Below are 22,083 nucleotides of genomic sequence, written 5' to 3'. Positions count from 1 at the left end.
CTGTTTTGTATGCCGTTTTGGGAGCTGTTCCGGTTCCATCCGGTCAGCGTTCGCCCATAGCATTGTCTTTGGCACGTAAAATGGGTTTAAGCAGGTAGGAGAGCACCGTGCGCTCCCCGGTTATTATGTCGAGTTGGGCTGTCATGCCGGGCATGACCTCCAGCGCCTCAGAAAGCGCTTTTTCGTGGGTGATTGCGCGCACCAGGTAATAGGTGTTGTCACGTTTATCCGTGATCGTGTCCGCACTGATATGCTGCACTTCGGCTTCAATGCCACCGTAGACAGAGAAATCATAAGCATGCAGTTTGATCATGGCCGGCAGGCCAGGCCGCAGAAAAGCTATGTCACGAGGGGCAATTTTCGCTTCCACCAGCAAGCGGTCATCCGCCGGGACGATTTCAACAACTGCATCACCAGGGCCGACAACTGCACCTTCAGTGCTGTAGAGCACTCGCTGCACTGTTCCGCTGACGGGTGATCGCAGCTCAGCTGACTTGACCCGGTCAGCCAGGGCAACCGCCCCTTCTTTCAAACCATTCAATTCCGCTGAAGCGTCACTCAACTCTGTGCGCCAACGGTTGCGGGCGGTGTGTCCTACCTCAGCGATACGTGCTTCCGATTCTTCAATGGCAGCCTTTTGTCGCTCAACATCGGCTTGCGCACGCTGCAACTCACCAGAAGCTGCTGCCAGATCTCGTTCAAGGCGCAACAGTTCAACTTTTGACACAGCACCGGATGCCAGCAGAGGGCGCGTGACCCTGAGCTCTTGCGAAGAAAGGCGAACAGCCTGGCGTGCTGCTCTGACTTTTGCCTGAACCTCGTCCAGAGCACGTTGCTGCTGACTCAGCTGCTCGCGAGCAATTGCCAGCTTTTGGTCATATTCATCCCGGCTTTCGCGGAAAAATGCATGCTCTCTCTGCAATACCGCCCGTTGCTCCGGACTTAGTGATGCCATCTCATCGGGCTGCCAGGTTTCATCATTAAGCAGCGCTGCAAGGCGTTTTACCTTTGCTTGCAGGGCAAAAATACGAACTTCAGTTTCCTGAAAACTTGATATGAAACGGGTCGGGTCTATCCGTGCCAGCAGATCCCCCGCTTTCACCTGTTCACCCTCTGCTACGTACAGCTCACGTACCACACCGCCGTCCGTGGATTGGATGATCTGTAACTGGCTGGCCGGGATTACCTTGCCTTCACCGCGGGTCACTTCATCAATGGGCGCCAGCCCTGCCCAAACCAAAAGCAGTGTGAAAATGACCAGGATGACGTAAATCAGTCCACGTGCCCCGGGCTCACGAGCCTCTACCAGGCTGAACTCGGCATCCTGCGTCCAGTCAACGCCTTCGGATTCGACGCGACTCAGTAGAGGGTTCATCAGGCCTTGCGCCAGTCGCCCGGTACCGGTTCCCGGTGCAGCAAGGCGACCCAATGCTTCAAAGCCACCCTGTTCGACGGTTTTGTTGTTTTTACTCATGCGGCACGCCTCAACTGACCCTTGTTGAGCGCTTCAAGCACCTGCTGCTTGGGGCCATCCGCAATGATCTCGCCCTTATCCATGACGATCAGACGGTCGACGAGTGTCAACAAGCTGGTTCTGTGCGTGATTAGCAGCAAAGTGCGCGGCTTACAGTAGGTTTTCAGGCTTGAGCAGATATGCTGTTCCATCATGCTGTCCAACGCGCTGGCAGGCTCATCCAGTAACAGGACGGGGGCTTCAGTCACAAGCGCCCGGGCCAATGCCACGGTCTGGCGTTGGCCACCGGACAGGGCACGCCCGTTCTCCCCTACTTGCATGGACCATCCGTCAGCATGGCGTCCAATAACGGATTCCAGACCCGATGTTTTCAAAGCACGCTGAAGGCGTTTCGGCTCTGCCAGGTCATCTCCCAGGGTTACATTGTCGAAGATGCTTCCGTTGATGAGCTGTACATCCTGCGGCAAGTAGCCCAGATGACGGCGTAACTCAGCAGGGTCCAGCTGCTGCTGATGTACACCATCGATATATATATCGCCTTCGGTGGGTCGATACAGGCCGGCTATCATTTTCTCCAACGTACTTTTGCCGGAGCCGGCAGCGCCCAAAATGGCCACCTTTTCACCTGCAGATATGCGCAGAGACAGCTGTTTTAAAGCCGGGCGATCGGCACCCGGATAGGTGAAACTGACCTTATTGAACTCGATATCTCCGCGTACATTTTCGCGGCTGACATACTGTTTCTCGTTTTCACGGTCCTGGGGAACGGCCATCATTTCTTCGAGAGTATTAAGCGATGCAGCAGCCTGATGATATTGCGTGAGAAGAGCTGCCGTCTGGGACACGGGTGCCATGGCACGGGAACTCAGCATGTAGGCTGCGATCAGCGCGCCCTGAGTCATTTGACCGTCAATCACCAGGTACACACCGATGATAATCATGCAGACTGCAACGGTTTGCTGCACCCAGGCAGCTCCAGTGGTCACTGATGCTCCCAAGAGGCGCTGACGGCTGCTGCAACCGGCGAGAAAGCGTGTTGCCTGTTCCCATTGCCGCTGCATACGACCGGTTGCATTAAAACTTTTCAGTACTGGCAAGCAGTTCAAGCTTTCGATCAGACCTGCAGAGCGCTGTGATGATGCCTGCCCTGACACCTCCGCTAAGCGGTGCATTCTTTGTTGCACAGACAGTGCATAGACCAATAAGGCACCAGCACCGACTGCAACCGGGATCGACATCAGCGGATCAATCAGCAGGATGATAAGCAGGAATAACAGAAAGAACGGCAGATCCACCAAAGCCGTAACCACGGCAGACCCACAAAACGCCCTGACACTGTCAAAACTCTGGATGTTGCCGGCAACGGCTCCTGCAGAGGCGGGCCAGTGCTCAAGCCGCATGCCCAGCACACGTTCCATGATACGCGCTGACAGGCGCGCATCTGCCCGCCCGGCTGCCAGCTCCACAAACCAGGTTCGCAACATGCGCAAAACCAGGTCAGAGAAGATGACTATCGCGGCACCAGCCGCCAGTACCCAGAGTGTTTCCGTGCTCTGGTTGGGCACCACCCGGTCATACACATTCATGACAAAAAGCGGCATGGCCAGGGCAAAAAGGTTTACACAAAGGGATGCCAGAATAACATCGCGATAGATACGTCGATTACGGCGAATAGCTGACCAGAACCAGTGCCCATTGTCGGCGCTCGCAGCCTTCTCTGCAGACGTTTCTGTCAATTTTAATGCAGGGCGACAGTAGAACACCACGCCTGAGAAATCGGCGGCCAGCTCATCCACCGGCATGCTCTGTGGCTCAAGACCCAGCTCGGGTACACGAACGACGGCCTCACCGTCATCCAGGTTGAGGCTTTCAAGCAGGCAGGCACGATTGCCATTCAGCAATAGAATGCAAGGCAACAGCCTGGAATTGATGCGCGGTAAAGCCTGGCGCACAGGGCGCGTGAGCAAACCTGCCCGCTCCGCTGCACGGGGCAGCAGAGAGGGCGTCAGTTGACCACTTTTGAGTGGCAGGCCTTCGACCAGTGCATCCCGTGTCAGGGACGCACCGGTGCTATGCGCCAGCCACAATAGGCAATGGCACAAAGGATCATCGTGCATGTCGGGGGCTCACTTGGCACGATGGCCTTACTTGTTAAGGCTAACCAAAGCTTCAGAGACGGCAGCGCAGTAGCGCGCTGGCAGCTCCTGATTCTGTTGGACTACGTCCATTTCAGTCAGGCCTTCCATTGCGGGTGCCATACCCAGCGTATCCAGGAGCTCACCCATGCTGTTCAGTACCTGAAGACGGTTCAGCAGCAGGTCAAATTCCGCCTGAATGAAGTTACGTTCTGCCTGGAAGGACTCGTTTTCGGCATCCAGTACGTCCAGCAAAGAGCGGCGGCCAATGCTGTACTGGTGGCGGTAGGCTTTAACAACGTTAAACGAGGAAGAACGATGCTCGGCCAGTAGCTGCAGTTTCTGCTCCAGGTTACCTTGCTCGGCCCAGGCGATTGTGGCCGTTTGGCGCAGATCAACACAGGCTTTATCTCTCAGGCTCTCAGCCTGACCAATACGGTTATGGGCTGCACGCTGAGCCGCACGGTCACTGCCACCACGGTAGAGGTTGTAGCGCAGACGCAGCTCAACAAGGCTTTCATCACCCGTGCTGTCCGGGTCGGTGCGGTTATCAAAACCGTTGTTGTTTTCGTAAAGCCCCTGTCTAAAGCCCAACTCCAGTGTTGGATAGTTGTCGGATTTGGCCAGGGTCAACGCCGAACGTGCCGCGTCAATGTTGGCAAACGCCGCATGGATCGATGGATTGTTGGCGAATGCACTTTCCAGAACCGGCTCAAGTGTTTGCGGCATGCTGATATTCAGATCATACACCGACTGCATTTTCGTCTCTGGAGCGCGCCCGACCAGGCGCTGGAAGCGTGCCGTAACACTTTGAAGGTTGCTGATCTCTGTTTTGAGATTGGAGCGCGCAAGTGCCAGACGCCCTTCCGCCTGATACAGGTCGGCACGATTACCCACACCCCGTTCGTTACGCTCCTGGACCTGATCGCGGACACGAATATGGTCATCAACGTTAATCTGAGCCATTTCGACCAGCTGGCGATAGCGGACAACATCAAGATACACCTGAGCCACTTCAAGTGCCTTGTCTTCCGCTTCTCCTCGCAGACGATAATACTGCTCAAGTTGCTTATGTTCGGCTTCATCAACACGGCTACTGACCTTGAAGCCGTCAAACAGCATCTGTGTTACTGAAAGCTCGGCATAATTTCGATCGAAAGTACCACGATTGTCGAAATCACGACGAGCCTGTCCCAGGGACATATCCAAATCAACACTTGGCAGATAACCGCCTTTTTGCTGACGGGTTTCTGCACTCAGTGCACGCAGAGCATCGGCCTGAAAGCGGACTTCCGGATTTGAATCCAGTGCTTCAGCCACAACTGAAGTGATATTTTCAGCGTTTACCTGACCACTGGCTGCCAAACATGTACCTGTTACCAGCATGGCTGCCCAGTGATTATTTTTTAAGCGGTTTTTGGGGGCCGCGTCCATACAAAATATCTCCTTTAACAAGCTCACATGAGCCGGGGGGCTAACACTTTCCAGATAGTCTGCAAACTGTTTGAGCGCTTTAATACAAAGGTTTACCCGTTTGGATAACAGCAGTTTGCAAATTATTTAAAAGATTTTATTCGCCATTCTAGGCGGCCCTGAAAAGGTTACTTTTGATATTAAGGACGAAAGCTTTGCGGGAAAGGAAGGCGCTCAAAAAATGAGCACCAAAAGGTATCAGGATTCAGCCAAACAACGTTGACGATATTGTCGTGGGGACAGCCCTTCTTCACGTCGAAATGAAGTAGAAAAATTAGCTGCATTTCTGAAGCCTGCCTGGGCAGCAACTTCTTCAATGCTGATCGAATCATTGCGCAGCAGGCGCCTGGCCAACTCCATGCGTGATTGCCGGATGTACGCTGAGACGGTTGTGCCCAGCTGAGCACGAAAGATTCGCAGTAAGCGTTTATCATGGGTACCCACTGAACGAGCCAGTTCCATCACGCTGGGCGGGTCACTTAAACGGCTCTCAAGAATGCGTAAAGCCGCCTGCAACATCACTTCATCCTGGCAAAGGTTCGTATCAGTATCTGTAAAGTTCTTTGAATCAGTTACCTGGAGCGTTCGGCCTAGATGCACCCTGACACGCGCTACAACTTCCTCTGGCATATAGGGTTTACTGACGAAATCAACCGCCCCTAATTCAAATCCGGACAACCTGTCGTCAATGGACGAAGTAGATGATAAAAAAATAACCGGGATCTCGCGTGTCTCTGGTGATTCTCTCAGCAAGCGCAACACCGCCAACCCATCCATCTCCGGCATATACAGGTCCAGAAGAATAAGGTCGGGTGTTACTGCATGCGCACGCTGATACCCTATTCGGGCACTGTTGCTTTGGAATACCTGAAAACCCTGGCTATGCATAAGCCTGACCAATGGGCCAAGTCCTTCAGGTTGATCGTCTATCAGTAATACTCTGGGGGCTCGAGCTGAATGCATTTTCTAGTCCGTTCCAGCATCCGAATATAGCCGCGAATTGTATGATTTACGTACAACCCTGCGCCATGACAGATACATCTTTTATACTCAAACTGTACAGGCCGGCTCTGAACAGAAAGTCAGTGGCCGGACCAGTTTGGCAATTTTGAACACCTTGGACAAAAAATACCTTTGCGCAAAGGAATATTTGTTTTGTTTAAACCAACAAAGTAACCAACACGTAAAGTTCAGCAAGATGTAAATTTACTGGCTGATTTCAAGTTTGAATGGCAGGCGACAAAACCGTGCAAGGTATTGACCATGTTCTTCCATTTCGCTTAACGCTCTGTTGCACAACAGGCTGACGCGCTGGCCGTCATTCATCATGACAACAAGGTTGAACTCATGCCGCTCCAGAAAGCTTTTGGTCACACAGAAACCGGCGATGTGCTCCAACGGCAACTCCAGTCGAGCAATGGGGTATAAACTGCTCAGATGACGCGTCAATGTACCCTTGTTCTTGTCTACAAGCAGGTAATGGCGGACACATAAGCTTTGCAACGCCAGGGTGGAGACCAGTGCCCAGCTAAGGATAACGGGAAACTCAGCTGAGAGCCCCAGATACACCATCAGTATTGATGCAAACAGGAGCGGGATTGCGACAATCCATAGCTTCCGTGTCAACACAAGCTTACTGACATTGGGGGAAGACGACTGCCAACGACTCATTTCAAACCCCTCCCCTGTTAGCAAGCTGGCTTAGCAGGATACCCAACAACAGAAACAGCGGAAAAGGCAGTGCCAATTTGAGAAAGACTTTTTGATCACCAATCGGGACATAGCGAGCCTGGGTAGGCACTGCTGATGGGCTTTTGCGTTCTTCCAGACCTGCATTGGATAAAGGCTGTTGTGGCGCAGGTGCAGCGCAACTGCCAGTATCCGCGAGCTGCTCGTCTTGCAGCTCAATTTCATTTGGCCACCGGGTCACGCGATCAAACGCCGGCACTGCAAAATGCCGGTTAATGAAGATGGCTAACTGACGTGTCTGATCAAAGGTGCCAATGGTGTATTTATGATCGGCAATCTCAAGCAAGCAGCCTTGTGAAAGCTCTGCGATTGGGGCTACCACTGCACGCTGATTAGTCAGAGGGTCTGCAGACTTAACAGATCGCCTCAAGCCCCACCAGGATTTCTCACGCAGCAACTTGCCATTGGTTGTATCCAATACCAGATGACGCCGCATCCCCAATGAGATCGTGACTGCGATGATGAGACAGAGCGATGTCACCATGTATATGATCTGCTCCGCACCATCCAGCACCACAGACATCAGTAAAGAGCTCAGCAAGCAGATAAGCCCAATGACACCCCAGATAATCCATTTCACCTGCCCTGATGTTCTAAAATAGAACCGATCACCTGCCCTGCATTTCAGGTGCATACGCGCACCTTTGCTTAACGCGAGATAGTCAGCCTGTAGCGACATAGCCCTTCCCTGAGTCTTTCATGGTCATAATTGCATCGCTACCTTATCACAGTGCTCGTGCACTCCGTTGTGTTACCGGCCTATCAACTGCACTGTTGCTGCTCGGACTGGGCTCAACCCTTGGTGGCCTGGTATTTGATCTGCATAGCTATCAAAGTACCTTTGGTCTCAGTGCAGCCTTGCTTACAGCGTCAAGCCTGTCAATCGTCTGGTTAGCCTTGAAACACAACAATCTGCCTGATACTCCCCAGTACAGGAATAGCGCCAATGGATAATTCACACTTTGATCTTTGGCGTTTAGCATTGCTCATTCTATCCGCCAGAGGCCTTTCCCTCTTGAAAAGCTGGCTGGCGCAACAGGATGTAGTTCCAAGGAGTAACAATGGCCAGCCTCAGACAGCTCATCAACACGCAATTTCCCCTGATTCAGGCCCCCATGGCCGGTGTTCAGGGCTGGGAGCTGGCGGCTGCCGTTGCTTCAGCAGGTGGCCTGGGGTCACTTCCCTGTGCCATGTTAACCCCTGAAGGTGTGGAATCTGCGGTAAACGCTTTTCGTCAACGCAGCACTGGCCCTATCAACCTGAATTTTTTCAGTCACACACAACCCGAGCCTGACGAAGAAGTACAAGCCAACTGGCTCGACAACTTTCTCCCCTATTACAGCGAGCTTGAGGTTGCCGTACCCAAGGGGCCTGCTGGTCCCGGGCGCCAGCCGTTCAACCAGGCGATGGCCGACGTAGTTACAAGCGTCAAACCCGAGGTGGTGAGCTTCCATTTCGGTTTGCCACACCCAGCCTTACTGGAGCAAGTACGTGCCAGTGGCGCCAAAGTGCTGTCATCAGCCACAACTCTGGAGGAAGCACTATGGCTGGAAGCCCAGGGTGTGGATGCCATTATTGCTCAGGGGCTTGAGGCGGGCGGGCACCGAGGTATGTTCCTGACTGAAGATATCACCCAACAATCAGGCACGATGGCGCTGCTGCCCCAGATCGTGAATGCCGTTAGCGTTCCCGTGATCGCCGCCGGTGCTATTGCCGATGCAGCGGGGGTCGCCGCAGCCATGGCTCTGGGTGCCGCTGGTGTGCAGGTCGGCACTGCCTACCTCTTGTGTGATGAAGCCACCACCTCAGCGGTTCACCGCACGGCGTTGCAGTCGGATGCAGCAGCCCACACGGTATTGACCAATCTGTTCAGTGGCCGCCCGGCCCGCGGCATCGTCAACCGAATGATTCGGGACCTTGGTCCCATCAATGAGGGTGCCCCCCGCTTCCCGCTGGCTACTGCCCCATCAGCGCCCTTGAGAGCTGCCGCTGAAGCCCAGGGGGCAGGCGACTTCACACCGCTCTGGGCCGGTCAAAACGTTTCCGGCTGCCGAGCAGTGCCTGCAGCCGAGATCACCGCAGCTTTGGCTCAAGGGTTCAAACGAGCTTAACGAAAATATCGTGTAGGACATTCGCTGCCGAATGCAGGCGTCGAGACCCATCCATCAGGTGATGGTAGATCTCACGTTTTTTCAGCATTTCGGCAGTCACCTCTCCTTGAAACAGCTCAGCAAGACTGTGCCGATACAGCCGCTCGATGCGACGGTGTGCATGGCGTGCCGAGTGGGCCTCCTTCTCTGCCCCGGCCGGATAGGTTTCCAGCTGGCGAAATCCCCGTTCCAACGCCTCACAACCTTTGAGCATCTCATCCATCACTGCCTGCATATGCTTGTCCGGCTTAACATCCAGATCCAGCATCTCATTGATGGTGCTTTTGCAGTGAGTAATGATCCAGTCCAACCCGTCGATAGCGCGATAGATATCTTCACGGTCAATCGGCGTTGAAAAGGCACGGTTGAGCTGGTGCAAGTTGCGGATCTTCAACGTGTCCGCGGCATGTTCCTCTTCCGTCAGCAGCTCAGCCAAGGCTTCATTGGGCTGCTGCATGTACTGATGCAGGTTGGAGATGGTCTCCGTCACCAATGCACTCTGCTCGGCCAGCAGGGTAAAGAAATCGGGCGGTTTGGGAATCACCCTATCGATCAACCGCGACAGAAAACCTTCTTTTTGTGCCATATTCTTGTGTCCTTCAATGTCGGCCGAACGGTTACTGGCCCAGTCCGAATAGACTTACCAGGCCATAGCTCAGCATGGCCAGGACTGCTGCACCCGGAATGGTAATCAACCAGGTTAATGCGATTTCACGTGCTTTGGTCCAGCGGACCGCACGGGGGCGTTCAGACGCACCTATCCCCATGATGGAGGATGAAACCACGTGTGTCGTGGATACCGGTGCCCCGACCAATGACGCCAGAAAGACCACCCCGGCTGAAGTCAGCTGTGAGTTCAACGCATGCAGGGGGCGAATCTTGTAGATGGCAAATGCCAGGGTGCGGACAATTTTCCAGCCCCCCAATACGGTTCCCAGCGTGATAGCAGACGCACAGAGCACGATGACCCAGAACGGCACTTCAAAGGTATCGATCTGGCCACTCAGCAGCAGACACAGTGTCAGTATGCCCATGCTTTTCTGAGCATCATTGGCACCGTGGGAAAATGCCAGACCCGCGGTGGTCAGCCACTGCGCGCCCCTGAGTTCCCTGTTGACCAAAGGGCTGGCCGAACGGAGTAACAGCAGCATCACACGTTGCAACACAAAGCCGAGCCAGAAGCCCATCAAGGGTGAAAGTATCAGTGCCAGTAGTACTTTGGTCACGCCAGTGAATTCGCCACGCGTCAGTGCTTCCAGCCCCCAAACCACCTGATCAGGCCCGGCTGATACGACAACGACACCACAAAGGCCACCCACCAAGGCATGAGAAGACGACGACGGAATACCGCGCCACCAGGTGATGAAATTCCAGGCCGTTGCTGCAAATAATCCGCATAGCACGACCACAAGCGAAAGCGTATCAGGCAGCTCATCAAGGGTGACAAATTTGCCAATGGTATTGGCGACCGCCGTGCCACCCAGCACTGGGCCGAGAAAGGTAAACCCGCCCACAATCAATACCGACTGCAGTGGCGTCATTGCACGTGATGCGATGACAGATGCCACCATATTGGAGGCATCATGAAAACCATTGGTAAAATCGAAGAGTACGACCATGAGGCCGGCTAACACTATCAGCAGCCAGACTGTATCCATTTTCTTAGCATTATCCCTGTACCGTGTAAGGAAATGATAACAGATCTGTCATTATCTGAGTTGAATGCTGACCTGAAGCCCGCCTTCCGGTGCATGGCCAAATGCCAGGCTGCCGGCATAGCTCTCTACGATAGCGGAACAGATCGACAATCCCAGTCCGCTGCCCTCTCCGCTTTGTTCGTCTATCCGTACTCCGCGCAGCGACATGCGCTGCATGGCTTCCTCCGACACTCCGGCTCCGTCATCACTGATAACCAGACACCAGGCATCGATGTCGGGCGACGGTGGAAGGATTTGCAAGGACACACAATGGGTGGCGTGTCGCCAGGCGTTATCCAGCAGATTGCCCAGCAATTCAAGCATGTCGTCACGGTCAAACGGCATGGTGCCCTGCGGTAACTCAGACTGAAACCGAATATCATCGCGACCAATACGCTGCAGCAACTGAACCAGATGCGGAATTTCTTCCTGCGGATTGAAGTGACGCCCGGGTCCCGGTGCGCCGGCGATGCGTGCCCGCCTCAGCTCACGCTCAATACGCTGATAGAGTTCCTCATACAGCATCATCAATTGCTGCTTCTGCTCCGGATCCGGGTGTTGATCTGCCAACCACTGCAACTGCTGCAGCGGCCGTTTGAGTTCATGGGCAAGATTGCCCAGAGCCATGCGTGAGCGGCTAATCTGCTGACCTGATTGATGCAGCAGTTGCGTGATACTGGTTACCAGCGGCTCCACTTCCCTGGGCACATCAGCCGGCAAGTCGATATCCTCGCCCGCCTGCTGCCGAGCCAATGCCTGGCGCAAGGGTTCCAGTCGCTGAAAACCTCGCTTGAGTACTCGGCGTTGCTGTAACAGCACAAGGGGGACACTCAGACCAACCAGCACAATCAACCAGACAGCCAGCTGTTCCTGGTCATGTTTAAGCTCGGCAATGTCCTGCGCCACCCAGAGGGTGAAAGGCGTACCCCCGCGCGTGAAGCCCTGTTCCAGCGCCAGCCAGTGCTGACTCTGCAGGGGGCTGGATTCCGCCACCCTGGATTCTCCCGGCGCCTGCAGCTCAAATTGCGGATCCAGATCCCACAGCGACCTTGAGCGCAGATCAACTCCGTCCGCTTTGAGGCGATAATAATGTCCTGACTGAACGCGCTGATAAGCTTGCATGATGGCGTCTTCGCTCAGCTGCCATTGTCCATCCGTTCCTCGCGACAGCGCAGCAATCAGGCTTTCGGCATCCGTTTCCAAACGGCTGACAACAAAGGACCGGGTCAACTGGGTTACACCAAAATGCACGACCAGCATCAAGCCACATAGCATCAACAGCAGACTGAACAGCAGTTGGCGCCTAATCCGCCATTCAAGGGAACGTTGAGAGTTCGGCATGTTAACGCGTCGCAGCGGGTGTTGAGGGGAAGCTATAGCCTTGTCCGCGGCGGGTCAGAATCACGCTCTTGCCCAGATACTGGCGCAGGCGGTTGATGTAGACCTCTATAACATTGCTGTCACGCAACTGGTCTTCTTCATACACGTGCTCACTGAGCTGCGTTTTCGACAGGATACGGTCAGGATTAAGCATCAGGTATCGCAAAAGACGGAACTCAACTCCAGTCAGTTGATGCTGTTGCCCCTGCGCATCCACGACCGTTTGTCGATCAGAGTCCAATTGCAAACCGGCAACTTCCAGCAAACTGCTGGCATGACCATGTTTTCGCCGCACTAGCGCTTCCAGTCGGGCCAGCAACTCTTCCGTATGGAAGGGCTTGCCCAAATAGTCATCCGCACCGGCCTTGAGCCCATCGACACGTTCATGCCAGGCATCACGGGCAGTGAGAATAAGCACCGGAGTGGTACAACCGGCGCTACGCCAGCTCTGCAATACCTGCATGCCCGGTTTTTTCGGTAGGCCAAGATCCAGCACGATGACATCAAAGGCTTCTTCCAGCCCCATGAACTCGGCATCCACGCCATCTGCTGAAACTTCAACCGCAAAGCCTGCACTCTTCAGCTCAGGCTTGAGCCGGTCTACCAGTGCATTGTCATCCTCGACCAGCAACAGGCGCATGTTCAGTCATCCTCTATCTCTTCCTTCAGAATCGCACCGGTGACCGGGTCAAGGTAAAACTCTCTGACATTACCAGCGTCGTCCAGTATCTCAACCTCATACACCAGCCGGCCATTTTCGTATTCAACTTCCACATCCAGCAGGTGGCCCGAGAATCGCTCAGGGTTCAGCGCCATCAGTTCAGTCAGCGGGCGTATCTTGCCCTCTCTAACCAGCTGCATGACTTCGTCCTGATCAAGGTCACGACTGGCAGATGCATCAAGGGAGAACAGCAAGCCAGAACTCAACGCCAGGACTGATAGATGTCTGGTGAATCTGCTCACACATACCTCCCCTGATATTATTGCTGCTATTCCTGATCCGTGCCGGTTGCTGGGCGCTTACGCCCGGTGATCATGGCACGCGGCAGGTTCTCGTGATGTTTGAAACTGGCCCAGAATACACCGGCCAGGTGTAATGCGACCAGCAGCAGCACCAGATTCCCGGCACTTTCATGAACCTCTTCGACCCAGGACTCACCCCAGAAGATATCGGTCCCCAGCCAGCCACTGAGCGTCAGCGCCCCTAGGGAAAGAAGCAAAGCGACGACCATCATGCCCCCTGCCGGATTATGACCGATATGACGGGTTTCACGCCCCTTACGGATATCCTGCAGGTAACTGAATACACGTCCGGGTGAGCGGACAAATTGGGTAAAGCGCGCATATCGAGGGCCGGTCAGCCCCCAGATAATGCGGAAAACGACCAGCCCTGCCGAAATGTAGCCCATCACTTCGTGCAGATCCTGCCATTCATCAGCGCTGATCCAGGCCACCGTAAAACAGATCACCAGCGACCAGTGAAACACACGGACCAACGGGTCCCAGACTTTTACGGTGACCATGGCGACCTCCTTAGTCCTCGAGTTCCATTTTTACAATATCGAAGCTCTTGGGATCGAAGTACGCTTCTACGCGGCGCTCCTTCTCGTCGTAGCCATAGATTTCGTAGCAGCCATCGTCAATTTTGAATTTCTTGATTTCCCAACCCTTGGCCGCCACGGCATCACGGAAGGCCTGCTCAGACTGCCACTCGTCTTTGGGGACATCGCATTTGTCGCCTGCAAAGGCAGGTGAAGCGATTACGGCGGTGGAAAGCAGCAGAGAGGTAAGCAGTGTTTTCATCGATCTGACTCCTGTGTTGATTGACAGGAGCCAGAATAGAGAAGCGGACTTAAATGAAACTTAAATCGCGAAAGGAGTGCAAAACAATCAGTCGTTCAGGTAAATACCCTGCTCGTCCTGACGGATTCGACCGGCTTTCATCAACTGGCCCAACGCCATCTTGTAGGCTTTTTTACTGACACCAAAGGTTTCCTTAATGGCAGCCGGATCACTCTTGTCACCCAATGCACAAAACCCTTCACGCGCTTCGAGGTACTGCAGAATCTGCTGTGCCAAAGGATCTACACGTCCGTAGCCCGGCTTTTCCAGCATGACCGTAATCTTGCCATCCTCACGCACCTGCTTGATAAAGCCAGGCAGCTTCTGCCCCACGCGCACGGGACGGTGAATATCCTGCTGATGCAGAAGACCAGAGGTGCAGTTATCGATAATCACCAGATAACCGATATCAGTACGGCGCCATACCAGCATTTCAATCAGCTGAGCCTGCTCGTAGGTCACCTCAGGATCAAAATGTTTTTCCAGCTTAGTGGTTGCCGCGATACGCCCGGTGTTGTCCAGATAGAGGAATACAGTGACGTAATCGCCTTGCGCCAAACGTCGGGTCTGCTCGTTGTAGGGCAGGAACAGATCCTTGGGCAGTCCCCAGTCCAGGAAAGCACCGATCTCGTTCACTTCTGCCACCTTAAGATTGGCAAACCGGCCTACCTGGGCACGCGGTCGCTTGGTGGTCGCGATCGGCATGTCGTTGGTGTCCAGGTACACAAACACCTGTAAGCTGTCGCCCAGGCGTGTCCCTTCAGGTACTTCAGACTTGGGCAATAGAATACCGCCCTCACTGCCACCTTCCAGATAGACACCAAAATCGACTTCACGAATTACCTTGAGCTTGTTGAGCTGCCCGGTTTCAACCATTTAACACCCCGATCACTGTCTCTCGCGCTGATGCGCCAATAAAAAAGGCATCCAACGGATGCCCTGTACAGTATACCTGAGTAATCTTCCGTCCGCGGTGCCCGGCGGCGCTTTATTCACCTTCTTACCGCTTTTTCCTGGCCTTTTTCTTTTTAAAATAATCTTTAACCGGGCGTGGTTTATCAGGCAGCGCCCTGGCAAACCGATCACGCATGGCTTCGGCACGCCCTTCCTTTTCCTCATGCTCGCGCTTTTCACGGTGCTTACCGCCGGCCTTGGCAAAGTCTATGACCTTGGTGTATGCCATCATCGCTCTCCGTTCACGTATCCGCCCTGGGTAACCGATTTATGGGTACTGTTTTGCTGCTTTTTGATCTCAAGCGCACGCTGGCGGATCAGCCGGTACATTCGCATGAAGTCCACCTCATTTGAATACCTTTCCTCGAGCACGTAACGGTCTTTGCTGCTGCCAAAGCACAGGCTACGCACACCGGTTCTTTTCCCCATAATACCGACAAATGTGAGTCCCGCCAGTGGAACCGATGCCCTGTGATACATCAGGTGTTTGAATACCGGTAGTTGAACGTCTTTCTCCCCAACCCTCACAGTGAAACCACCGCTCAGAGCAACTCTAAGATTTGCCAGTGCTCGCCCAAAGGCTAGCAGCAAGGTGAGAAATATAAGGGCTAACATCAGCCAGAGGGCGACCTCTACCTGATCCAGCCGGGACCACTCATGGAGTTTAACGCCAAGCACCAGAATAATCGGACACAACACAATCAGTGCCACAATTGCACGCCGGCTATTGTCCAGATAAGCAAACACCACCTCCCCTTGAGGAAACGGCTGCTCAATCAACGTCTGTATGTTTTGCCTGTCCCTTTCTCGCCGGGCACTTCTGAGTCCAAACAGCCAAACCAGTATGGCAACAGGGGCGGTTACAATGGCGCTGATTTTTAGTCGAGCTATTAGCTGGCTAAGCCATTGGTGCGAGCTGGAGCCACCATCAATGACTACAAGCGCCAGAGAGAACGCGACAACCAACAGAGCCCATACCATGAGCGCACGGGTGAGAGACTTCATTAGTTGCAATCCCTCAGCACTACAGATACTTCTGTACTTGGCTGAACGAAGTGCCAGCTGCCATTGCAGCGCTGCACTAGTCGTGGAATTGCCATGAATACCTCCTTGTATTCAAATTTTCATAACGTCATAGACCCGGTTTTACTGACCGGTCATCTTCTGGTTTTTACTTAACAGCCTGGCACATTCAACTGCAGGGAGTGGGCGAGAAAAATAGTAGCCCTGGTATTGATCACAGCCGTGCGAGCGTAAAAATGCCAGTTGCGCTTCATCCTCAACTCCCTCAGCAATAATCGTCAGCCCCAGTATATGACCCAAGGAAATGACAGCATGAGCAATAGCTGCATCTTCACTGTCCACGTCGATGTCTTTTACAAACGACCGATCAATCTTGAGCTTATCAACCGATAGCCGCTTAAGATAAGCCATGCTCGAATATCCGGTGCCGAAGTCATCGATAGACATTTTGACACCCAGATTGCGCAACCGACTCACGACTTCCAGTGCCTGGTCCGCTTCTTTGAGCAATATGGATTCCGTGAGCTCAAGCTCAAGGTTGGATGCATCGATCCCTGACTCGCTAATCGCCGATGAAACCGCCTCATAGAGGTCACCCCGAGTAAACTGCAGAGCCGAGATATTGACCGCCATGACAAAGTCAGTGAGGCCAAATTCATCTTGCCAGGCTTTCAGCTGACGACAGGCTCCTGCAACACCCGACGACCAATTTCCACAATCAAACCACTGCTTTCTGCCACGGGAATAAACCGGTCCGGCGGCACAATGCCAATATCGGGGTTTTCCCAACGGAGCAGAGCTTCTACACCAACGATCTGACTATTGTTTACGTCCAGTTGTGGCTGATAATGCAAGACGAACTCGCGACGCTCCAATGCCCTGAGCAGACCATTACGAACCATGATGCGATCCATCACGTCCACATTCATCTTGTTGGTAAAGAACCGGTAAGCGTTACGCCCGGCTTCTTTGGAACTGTACATTGCCATGTCGGCTTTTTTCATCAAACTGTCAAAGCAGGTGCCATCGTCTGGGTACATGGCAACACCAATGGAAGCCGAGATGGATACTCTTTGCCCCGCCAAATCGAACGGCTGCGCCATTGCTGCCAAGACCTTGGTACAGATGGACGACACCGCATGCATCTCAATGTCGCCAGTAAGCATGATCAGAAACTCGTCACCGCCCTGACGACTCACGGTATCGGTTTCGCGAACGGTTTCCACAAGCCGTTCCGCTGCCGCACGGATGAGGTCATCGCCCTGAGTATGACCAAGAGCATCATTGATCGATTTGAACTGATCCAGGTCTACAAATAACAAGGCAAAGCGCGCATCAACTTCCCGTTTGGCACGGGTAAGTTCCTGCTCCATACGGTCTCGCGCCAACTGGCGGTTAGGCAACTCGGTCAAGGGGTCGTGGTAGGCCAGGAAGTCGATACGCTCCATCGCTTCCTTGTTTTCAGTGATGTCATCAGAAATGCCGATAAAGTGGGTAATGGTACCTTTGGCGTCACGCACGGCACTGGCCGTCAGCCATTGCAGGTAGCGGCTGCCATCCTTGCGTCGGCTCCAGATTTCACCCCGCCAATAACCATCTTCCTCCAGGGCCTTCCAGAAAGAATCGTTAAGGGTTTCGGATTGAAGCCCCGAACGCAGTACGTCGGGTTTACGCCCGATCACTTCTTCCTGAGTGTAGCCACTCAACTGTGTGAAGGCCGGGTTGGTTGCGATAATGTGCCCCTGGGCATCCGTAACCGTAATGGCACTGTGACTGTATTCTATTACGCGGGAAGAAAGGTGCAGTGCATCCTGCACCCGCGTTTGCTCTATCACCTGGGTAGTCAAACCTGCCAGCGATTCCACCAGCGCCTGATCAGCGGTCAAAGACACCCCCGGGCGCTGATAGAAAACTGCGTACACACCCAGCACCTGCCCATTTTTAGCAATTACTGGCCGACACCAGCATGAACGGAGCTCCGCCGCCTTGATCAGCCCCGATAGCTCCGCCCAATCCTGAGCCTGGGTAATATCATCCAGTACTGATGTTTGGCCATTGTCGATAGCCGCTTTTAACATGGAAGGCACTCTGTCCATGCCCAGTGAAGCGAGGGCTTGGGCAAAGCCGGGGTTTAATCGGGGCGCAGCTGAAACACTCAAGCCAGACCCGCCAGGTTCAAGCAGGAGAATACTGGCACGCATGTCCGGATTGATACTTTCAAGACCGTTGACCAGTGTTGTTAAAACCGCTGACAGTGAGTGCCCTTGAGCCAGGCTATGCAGAGTAGTGTTACTGGTTTCTTGCAGCAGATGGTCACGCCAGGACTCCGTTATATCCTGTACCGTGCCCACTCCCTTGAACAGTTGCCCTTCGTGCTCGGTCTCCAGTTCCGCCTGCTCATGAACCCATCGGGTTTCACCATCAACGATAATGCGATGGCGGATATCATAAGGTGCCCCCCGCATCGCATTTGACCAGGCATCACCCACCTCAGCGACATCCTCTGGATGGACACGCTCAATAAAACCGGCATAGTCGATAGGCTGCCCGACTGGAATCCCGAAGATCCGGTAGGTTTCATCTGACCACCTCAACTCGCCAGTTACCGCATTCAGAGACCAGCTGCCAATTCTGGCAACCTGCTGAGCCCTGGCAAGCTCACATTCTCGAATACGGAGCGACTGTTCTGCTTGCCTGATTTCGCTGATATCTGTCCAGGAAGACTCGATATAGGCTCGGCCCTGAAGCTCGACAACACTGGCACTGACTACAACGTTAAGGTAATGCCCTTGACGATGCCGATGCCGATGCCGATGCCGATGCCGAGTTTCAAAGCTCAACTTACCTGCCTCAAGGATGAGATCAAACTTTTTGCGTACCTGAATCTCAGTCAATTCATCAAGGTCGAATATGGTCAGATCAGAAAATTCGTCTCGGGTGTAACCAAGGTTCTGAAAGGCAACCTTGTTAAATTCAAGCATGCCACCGGTTTCAGGGTCGACCAGGACAATGGCATTGCCGGCCAGATTTACGATGGTCTCCAGCATGGTTTGCCGCTCTCGTAGCGACTCTTTGGCAGTATTCAATTTGGAGATATCACGAGCGACCCCCAGGACCCCAAGACGCTGCCCATTCGCATCTATCAAAGGAGACTTGATGGTTTCGAACAGGCCTATGTACCCATTACTGGCAAAAGTCAGCCATTCTTCATTGATACTTGGTTTGCCGTTCGCCACGGAACGCAAGTCATGCTTGCGGAAGAAGTCGGCCAGGTCTGTATCTACAAAATCGTAATCGGTTTTACCCAGGATTTGCTGGCGAGAAGCACCGAAGAAGCGTTCAAAAGCGGCATTACAGAAGAGGTAAACACCGTCATTATCTTTCAGCCAGATAAGATCAGGTATGGCATCCAACAGACCTTGCAGTACACCCTCGGTCGAGTTGAATACCAAGTGTTCCAAACCACGTATCAACTCCTCGCTTGCGCTTGAAGCTTGAGTGTCAGCAGTCAAGGGTTTGGGTTTGCGTTTGTTGCTGGAAGTCATGCTCTATCCTGCATCCCAAGATACGACCCTGCCGGCGCATGGACACACTATGACTTCCATTTTCACAGAGAGTGGGGCACCCCATACCGACCTGATTCTTATATTAGTTGTTTTGGAACAATTAAAGAAGTCGTCTTAGGTCGAGTGATTGCGCGCAAGACATAGGTGCGAAAGAACTGCAGCCCTATCTGGCAAGAGGGAAGAAGATGACATTTATTTAAGAAGGGGAAGTCATGGCCCGTTACCAGGCCATGCGCAAGGTTCTCTAAATCAGGCCTTTTCTTCGTTTGCCAGGAAGAACCAGGTATCCAGAACTGAGTCCGGGTTCAGGGAAACGCTGTTGATCCCCTGCTCCATCAGCCAGCGCGCCAGATCAGGATGATCAGACGGGCCCTGACCACAGATACCGACGTATTTGCCCTGCTTGCGGCAGGCTTCGATCGCCATTGCCAGCAGGCGTTTCACAGCTTCGTTACGCTCATCAAACAAGTGGGCAATAATGCCGGAGTCCCGGTCCAGACCCAGTGTCAGCTGCGTCAAGTCGTTGGAACCGATGGAGAAACCATCGAAGTACTCCAGGAACTGGTCTGCCAGCAGTGCGTTGGACGGAATCTCACACATCATGATGAGACGCAGACCATTTTCACCGCGCTTGAGACCGTTATCCGCCAGCAGTTCAACGACCTGCTTGGCTTCGCCCGGCGTACGGACGAACGGCATCATCACTTCCACATTGGTCAGCTTCATTTCGTCACGCACGCGCTTGATGGCGCGGCATTCCAGCTCGAAGCAGTCACGGAAGTTATCGGAGATGTAGCGCGCCGCACCACGGAAGCCCAGCATGGGGTTCTCTTCGCTCGGCTCGTAACGATCGCCGCCGATCAGGTGCCCGTACTCGTTTGACTTGAAGTCAGACATGCGCACGATCACCTTCTTCGGATAGAAGGCAGCCGCCAGCGTAGAGATACCTTCCACCAGCTTGTCGACATAGAAATCGACCGGGGATGCGTAACCACCAATACGGCGCTCGATCACCTGCTTGGTATCACGCGGTTGATCATCAAAATTGAGCAGTGCCTTCGGGTGTACACCAATCATGCGGTTGATGATGAATTCCAGACGTGCCAGGCCAACACCGGCGTTGGGCAGAGACTGGAAATCGAAAGCGCGATCCGGGTTGCCCACATTCATCATGATTTCGAACGGCAGGCTCGGCATGGATTCAACACTGTTGCTCTGATGCTCGAACGCCAGCTCGCCTTCATAGACGCGACCCGTATCACCTTCGGCGCAGGATACGGTGACCAGCTGGCCATCGTTCAGTTTTTCGGTGGCATCGCCGCAGCCGACAATTGCCGGAATACCCAATTCACGGGCAATGATTGCCGCGTGACAGGTACGGCCACCGCGGTTGGTCACAATGGCAGCAGCACGTTTCATGACCGGTTCCCAGTCCGGATCAGTCATATCGGTTACCAGCACATCACCCGGCTGAACTTCATGCATCTGATCCAGGCCACTGACCACGCGCACCGGACCAGAGCCAATACGATGGCCAATGGAACGACCTTCAACCAGTTCCTTGCCCTTCTCTTTCAGCAGGTAGCGCTCAATCACGGTACCCTTGCTCTGGCTCTGAACGGTTTCAGGACGCGCCTGAACCACGTACAGCAAGCCGTCATCACCATCTTTGGCCCACTCGATATCCATCGGGCGACCGTAATGCTTTTCAATGATCACAGCGATACGCGCCAGCTCTTCTACATCAGCATCACTGATGGAGAACTGGTTGCGATCAGCCTTGGCGACATCAACAGTCTCAACCGCATTGCCGGCGCTGCCGTCTTCGGTGTACACCATTTTGATCGCTTTGGAGCCCAGGGTACGGCGCAAAATAGCTGGGGCGCCCTGTGCCAGAGTCGGCTTATAGACGTAAAACTCGTCCGGGTTTACGGAACCCTGCACCACGGTTTCACCCAGACCATAAGCGGAGGTAATAAACACCACATGGTTGAAACCTGATTCGGTATCCATGGTGAACATTACACCGGAAGAGCCGGTTTCAGAACGCACCATACGCTGGATGCCAGCGGACAGCGCGACTTCGGCGTGGGTAAAGCCCTTGTGAACACGATAGGAAATGGCGCGGTCGTTGTAGAGGGATGCAAACACTTCCTTGATGGCGTGTTTTACATTTTCCAGGCCTCGAATGTTCAGGAAGGTTTCCTGCTGGCCTGCGAAGGAAGCATCGGGCAAATCTTCCGCAGTTGCGGATGAACGTACGGCAACGGAAATATCATCGCCCTCGCTCATTTCCGCCCAGGCATCGTTGATCGCCTGATCCAGCTCGGGCTGGAATTCGGCATCCATGATCCACTGTCGGATCTGGCTACCGGTTTCAATCAATGCACGGGTATCATCCGCATCCAGTTCGTCCAGCGCCTTGTTGATACGATCAGCAAGACCGCTTTGCGCCAGAAAGTTACGATAGGCAAGCGCGGTGGTGGCAAAACCGCCGGGTACTCGCACCCCGGCATCACTAAGCTGGTGAATCATTTCACCCAAAGATGCATTCTTGCCGCCGACTTTGTCGACATCTCCCATGCCCGCCTGTTCAAGGCGCAGTACATAATCCTGCAAAGCCAGTTCTCCTGAGTCTGA

Annotated in this window: 20 protein-coding genes; 1 reads left to right on the top strand and 19 read right to left on the bottom strand. The window is 53.8% G+C overall.

Annotated elements, in window-relative coordinates; genetic code table 11:
* Positions 1 to 43: 43 nt before the first annotated feature.
* The 6 genes from O3C79_RS10980 to O3C79_RS10955 all read right to left on the bottom strand — a co-directional run bounded on the left by O3C79_RS10980 (position 44) and on the right by O3C79_RS10955 (position 7,510).
* Positions 44 to 1,474 (bottom strand): HlyD family type I secretion periplasmic adaptor subunit, encoded by a 1,431-nt coding sequence (locus O3C79_RS10980; protein WP_494383132.1) that lies wholly within the window; start codon positions 1,472 to 1,474, stop codon positions 44 to 46.
* On the bottom strand, positions 1,471 to 3,591 hold the full coding sequence (locus O3C79_RS10975) for a type I secretion system permease/ATPase (RefSeq protein WP_494383131.1): 2,121 nt from the start codon (positions 3,589 to 3,591) through the stop codon (positions 1,471 to 1,473). Before O3C79_RS10975 ends, O3C79_RS10980 begins: the two co-directional genes overlap by 4 nt.
* Positions 3,592 to 3,618: 27 nt before the next feature.
* Positions 3,619 to 5,043 (bottom strand): TolC family outer membrane protein, encoded by a 1,425-nt coding sequence (locus O3C79_RS10970; RefSeq protein ID WP_494383130.1) that lies wholly within the window; start codon positions 5,041 to 5,043, stop codon positions 3,619 to 3,621.
* A gap of 237 nt (positions 5,044 to 5,280) precedes the next feature.
* Complete coding sequence (locus tag O3C79_RS10965; RefSeq protein WP_494383129.1) at positions 5,281 to 5,970, bottom strand: response regulator transcription factor; 690 nt, start codon at positions 5,968 to 5,970, stop codon at positions 5,281 to 5,283.
* 318 nt (positions 5,971 to 6,288) lie between these two features.
* On the bottom strand, positions 6,289 to 6,753 hold the full coding sequence (locus O3C79_RS10960; protein ID WP_494383128.1) for a hypothetical protein: 465 nt from the start codon (positions 6,751 to 6,753) through the stop codon (positions 6,289 to 6,291).
* A gap of 1 nt (position 6,754) precedes the next feature.
* Complete coding sequence (locus O3C79_RS10955; protein WP_494383127.1) at positions 6,755 to 7,510, bottom strand: hypothetical protein; 756 nt, start codon at positions 7,508 to 7,510, stop codon at positions 6,755 to 6,757.
* A 382-nt stretch (positions 7,511 to 7,892) separates the two neighbouring features.
* Here O3C79_RS10955 and O3C79_RS10950 point away from each other — a divergent pair, with 382 nt between their 5' ends.
* On the top strand, positions 7,893 to 8,942 hold the full coding sequence (locus tag O3C79_RS10950) for an NAD(P)H-dependent flavin oxidoreductase (protein ID WP_494383126.1): 1,050 nt from the start codon (positions 7,893 to 7,895) through the stop codon (positions 8,940 to 8,942).
* On the opposite strand, the gene O3C79_RS10945 is transcribed toward O3C79_RS10950, so the two are convergent.
* The 13 genes from O3C79_RS10945 to ppsA all read right to left on the bottom strand — a co-directional run bounded on the left by O3C79_RS10945 (position 8,929) and on the right by ppsA (position 22,062).
* Positions 8,929 to 9,567, bottom strand: a complete 639-nt coding sequence (locus tag O3C79_RS10945) for a DUF47 domain-containing protein (protein WP_010323989.1) — start codon at positions 9,565 to 9,567, stop codon at positions 8,929 to 8,931. The genes O3C79_RS10950 and O3C79_RS10945 overlap by 14 nt on opposite strands.
* Before the next feature lie 31 nt (positions 9,568 to 9,598).
* Positions 9,599 to 10,639, bottom strand: a complete 1,041-nt coding sequence (locus O3C79_RS10940; protein WP_494383125.1) for an inorganic phosphate transporter — start codon at positions 10,637 to 10,639, stop codon at positions 9,599 to 9,601.
* A gap of 51 nt (positions 10,640 to 10,690) precedes the next feature.
* Positions 10,691 to 12,019 carry a sensor histidine kinase gene (locus tag O3C79_RS10935; protein WP_494383124.1) on the bottom strand — a complete coding sequence of 443 codons (1,329 nt, stop codon included), beginning with the start codon at positions 12,017 to 12,019 and terminating at the stop codon, positions 10,691 to 10,693.
* Position 12,020: 1 nt separating this feature from the next.
* Positions 12,021 to 12,698 carry a response regulator transcription factor gene (locus O3C79_RS10930; RefSeq protein WP_494383123.1) on the bottom strand — a complete coding sequence of 226 codons (678 nt, stop codon included), beginning with the start codon at positions 12,696 to 12,698 and terminating at the stop codon, positions 12,021 to 12,023.
* A 2-nt stretch (positions 12,699 to 12,700) separates the two neighbouring features.
* A complete protein-coding gene (locus tag O3C79_RS10925) occupies positions 12,701 to 13,021 on the bottom strand; it encodes a PepSY domain-containing protein (protein ID WP_494383122.1) in 321 nt (106 codons plus the stop codon).
* A 26-nt stretch (positions 13,022 to 13,047) separates the two neighbouring features.
* Complete coding sequence (locus O3C79_RS10920; RefSeq protein ID WP_494383121.1) at positions 13,048 to 13,581, bottom strand: cytochrome b/b6 domain-containing protein; 534 nt, start codon at positions 13,579 to 13,581, stop codon at positions 13,048 to 13,050.
* Between the two features lie 10 nt (positions 13,582 to 13,591).
* A complete protein-coding gene (locus tag O3C79_RS10915; protein WP_494383120.1) occupies positions 13,592 to 13,861 on the bottom strand; it encodes a PepSY domain-containing protein in 270 nt (89 codons plus the stop codon).
* 87 nt (positions 13,862 to 13,948) lie between these two features.
* On the bottom strand, positions 13,949 to 14,776 hold the full coding sequence (locus O3C79_RS10910) for a CvfB family protein (RefSeq protein WP_494383119.1): 828 nt from the start codon (positions 14,774 to 14,776) through the stop codon (positions 13,949 to 13,951).
* A 124-nt stretch (positions 14,777 to 14,900) separates the two neighbouring features.
* Positions 14,901 to 15,083: a tRNA (uracil-5-)-methyltransferase gene (locus tag O3C79_RS10905; RefSeq protein ID WP_494383118.1), complete on the bottom strand. Its 183-nt coding sequence runs from the start codon at positions 15,081 to 15,083 to the stop codon at positions 14,901 to 14,903.
* The gene (locus O3C79_RS10900; protein ID WP_494383117.1) at positions 15,083 to 15,859 is read right to left on the bottom strand and encodes a hypothetical protein; all 777 of its coding nucleotides are present in this window, start codon (positions 15,857 to 15,859) and stop codon (positions 15,083 to 15,085) included. Before O3C79_RS10900 ends, O3C79_RS10905 begins: the two co-directional genes overlap by 1 nt.
* Positions 15,860 to 16,000: 141 nt before the next feature.
* Positions 16,001 to 16,510, bottom strand: coding sequence for an EAL domain-containing protein (locus tag O3C79_RS10895; RefSeq protein ID WP_494383116.1), 510 nt, complete (start codon positions 16,508 to 16,510; stop codon positions 16,001 to 16,003).
* Positions 16,511 to 16,548: 38 nt separating this feature from the next.
* On the bottom strand, positions 16,549 to 19,422 hold the full coding sequence (locus O3C79_RS10890; RefSeq protein WP_494383115.1) for a PAS domain S-box protein: 2,874 nt from the start codon (positions 19,420 to 19,422) through the stop codon (positions 16,549 to 16,551).
* A 270-nt stretch (positions 19,423 to 19,692) separates the two neighbouring features.
* Complete coding sequence (gene ppsA, locus O3C79_RS10885; protein ID WP_494383114.1) at positions 19,693 to 22,062, bottom strand: phosphoenolpyruvate synthase; 2,370 nt, start codon at positions 22,060 to 22,062, stop codon at positions 19,693 to 19,695.
* Positions 22,063 to 22,083: the final 21 nt, after the last annotated feature.

The organism is Marinobacterium sp. NO-S09, assembly GCF_059179545.1.
The sequence above is the reverse complement of the archived record's forward strand: the minus strand, read 5'-3'. Positions and strand labels throughout refer to the sequence as shown.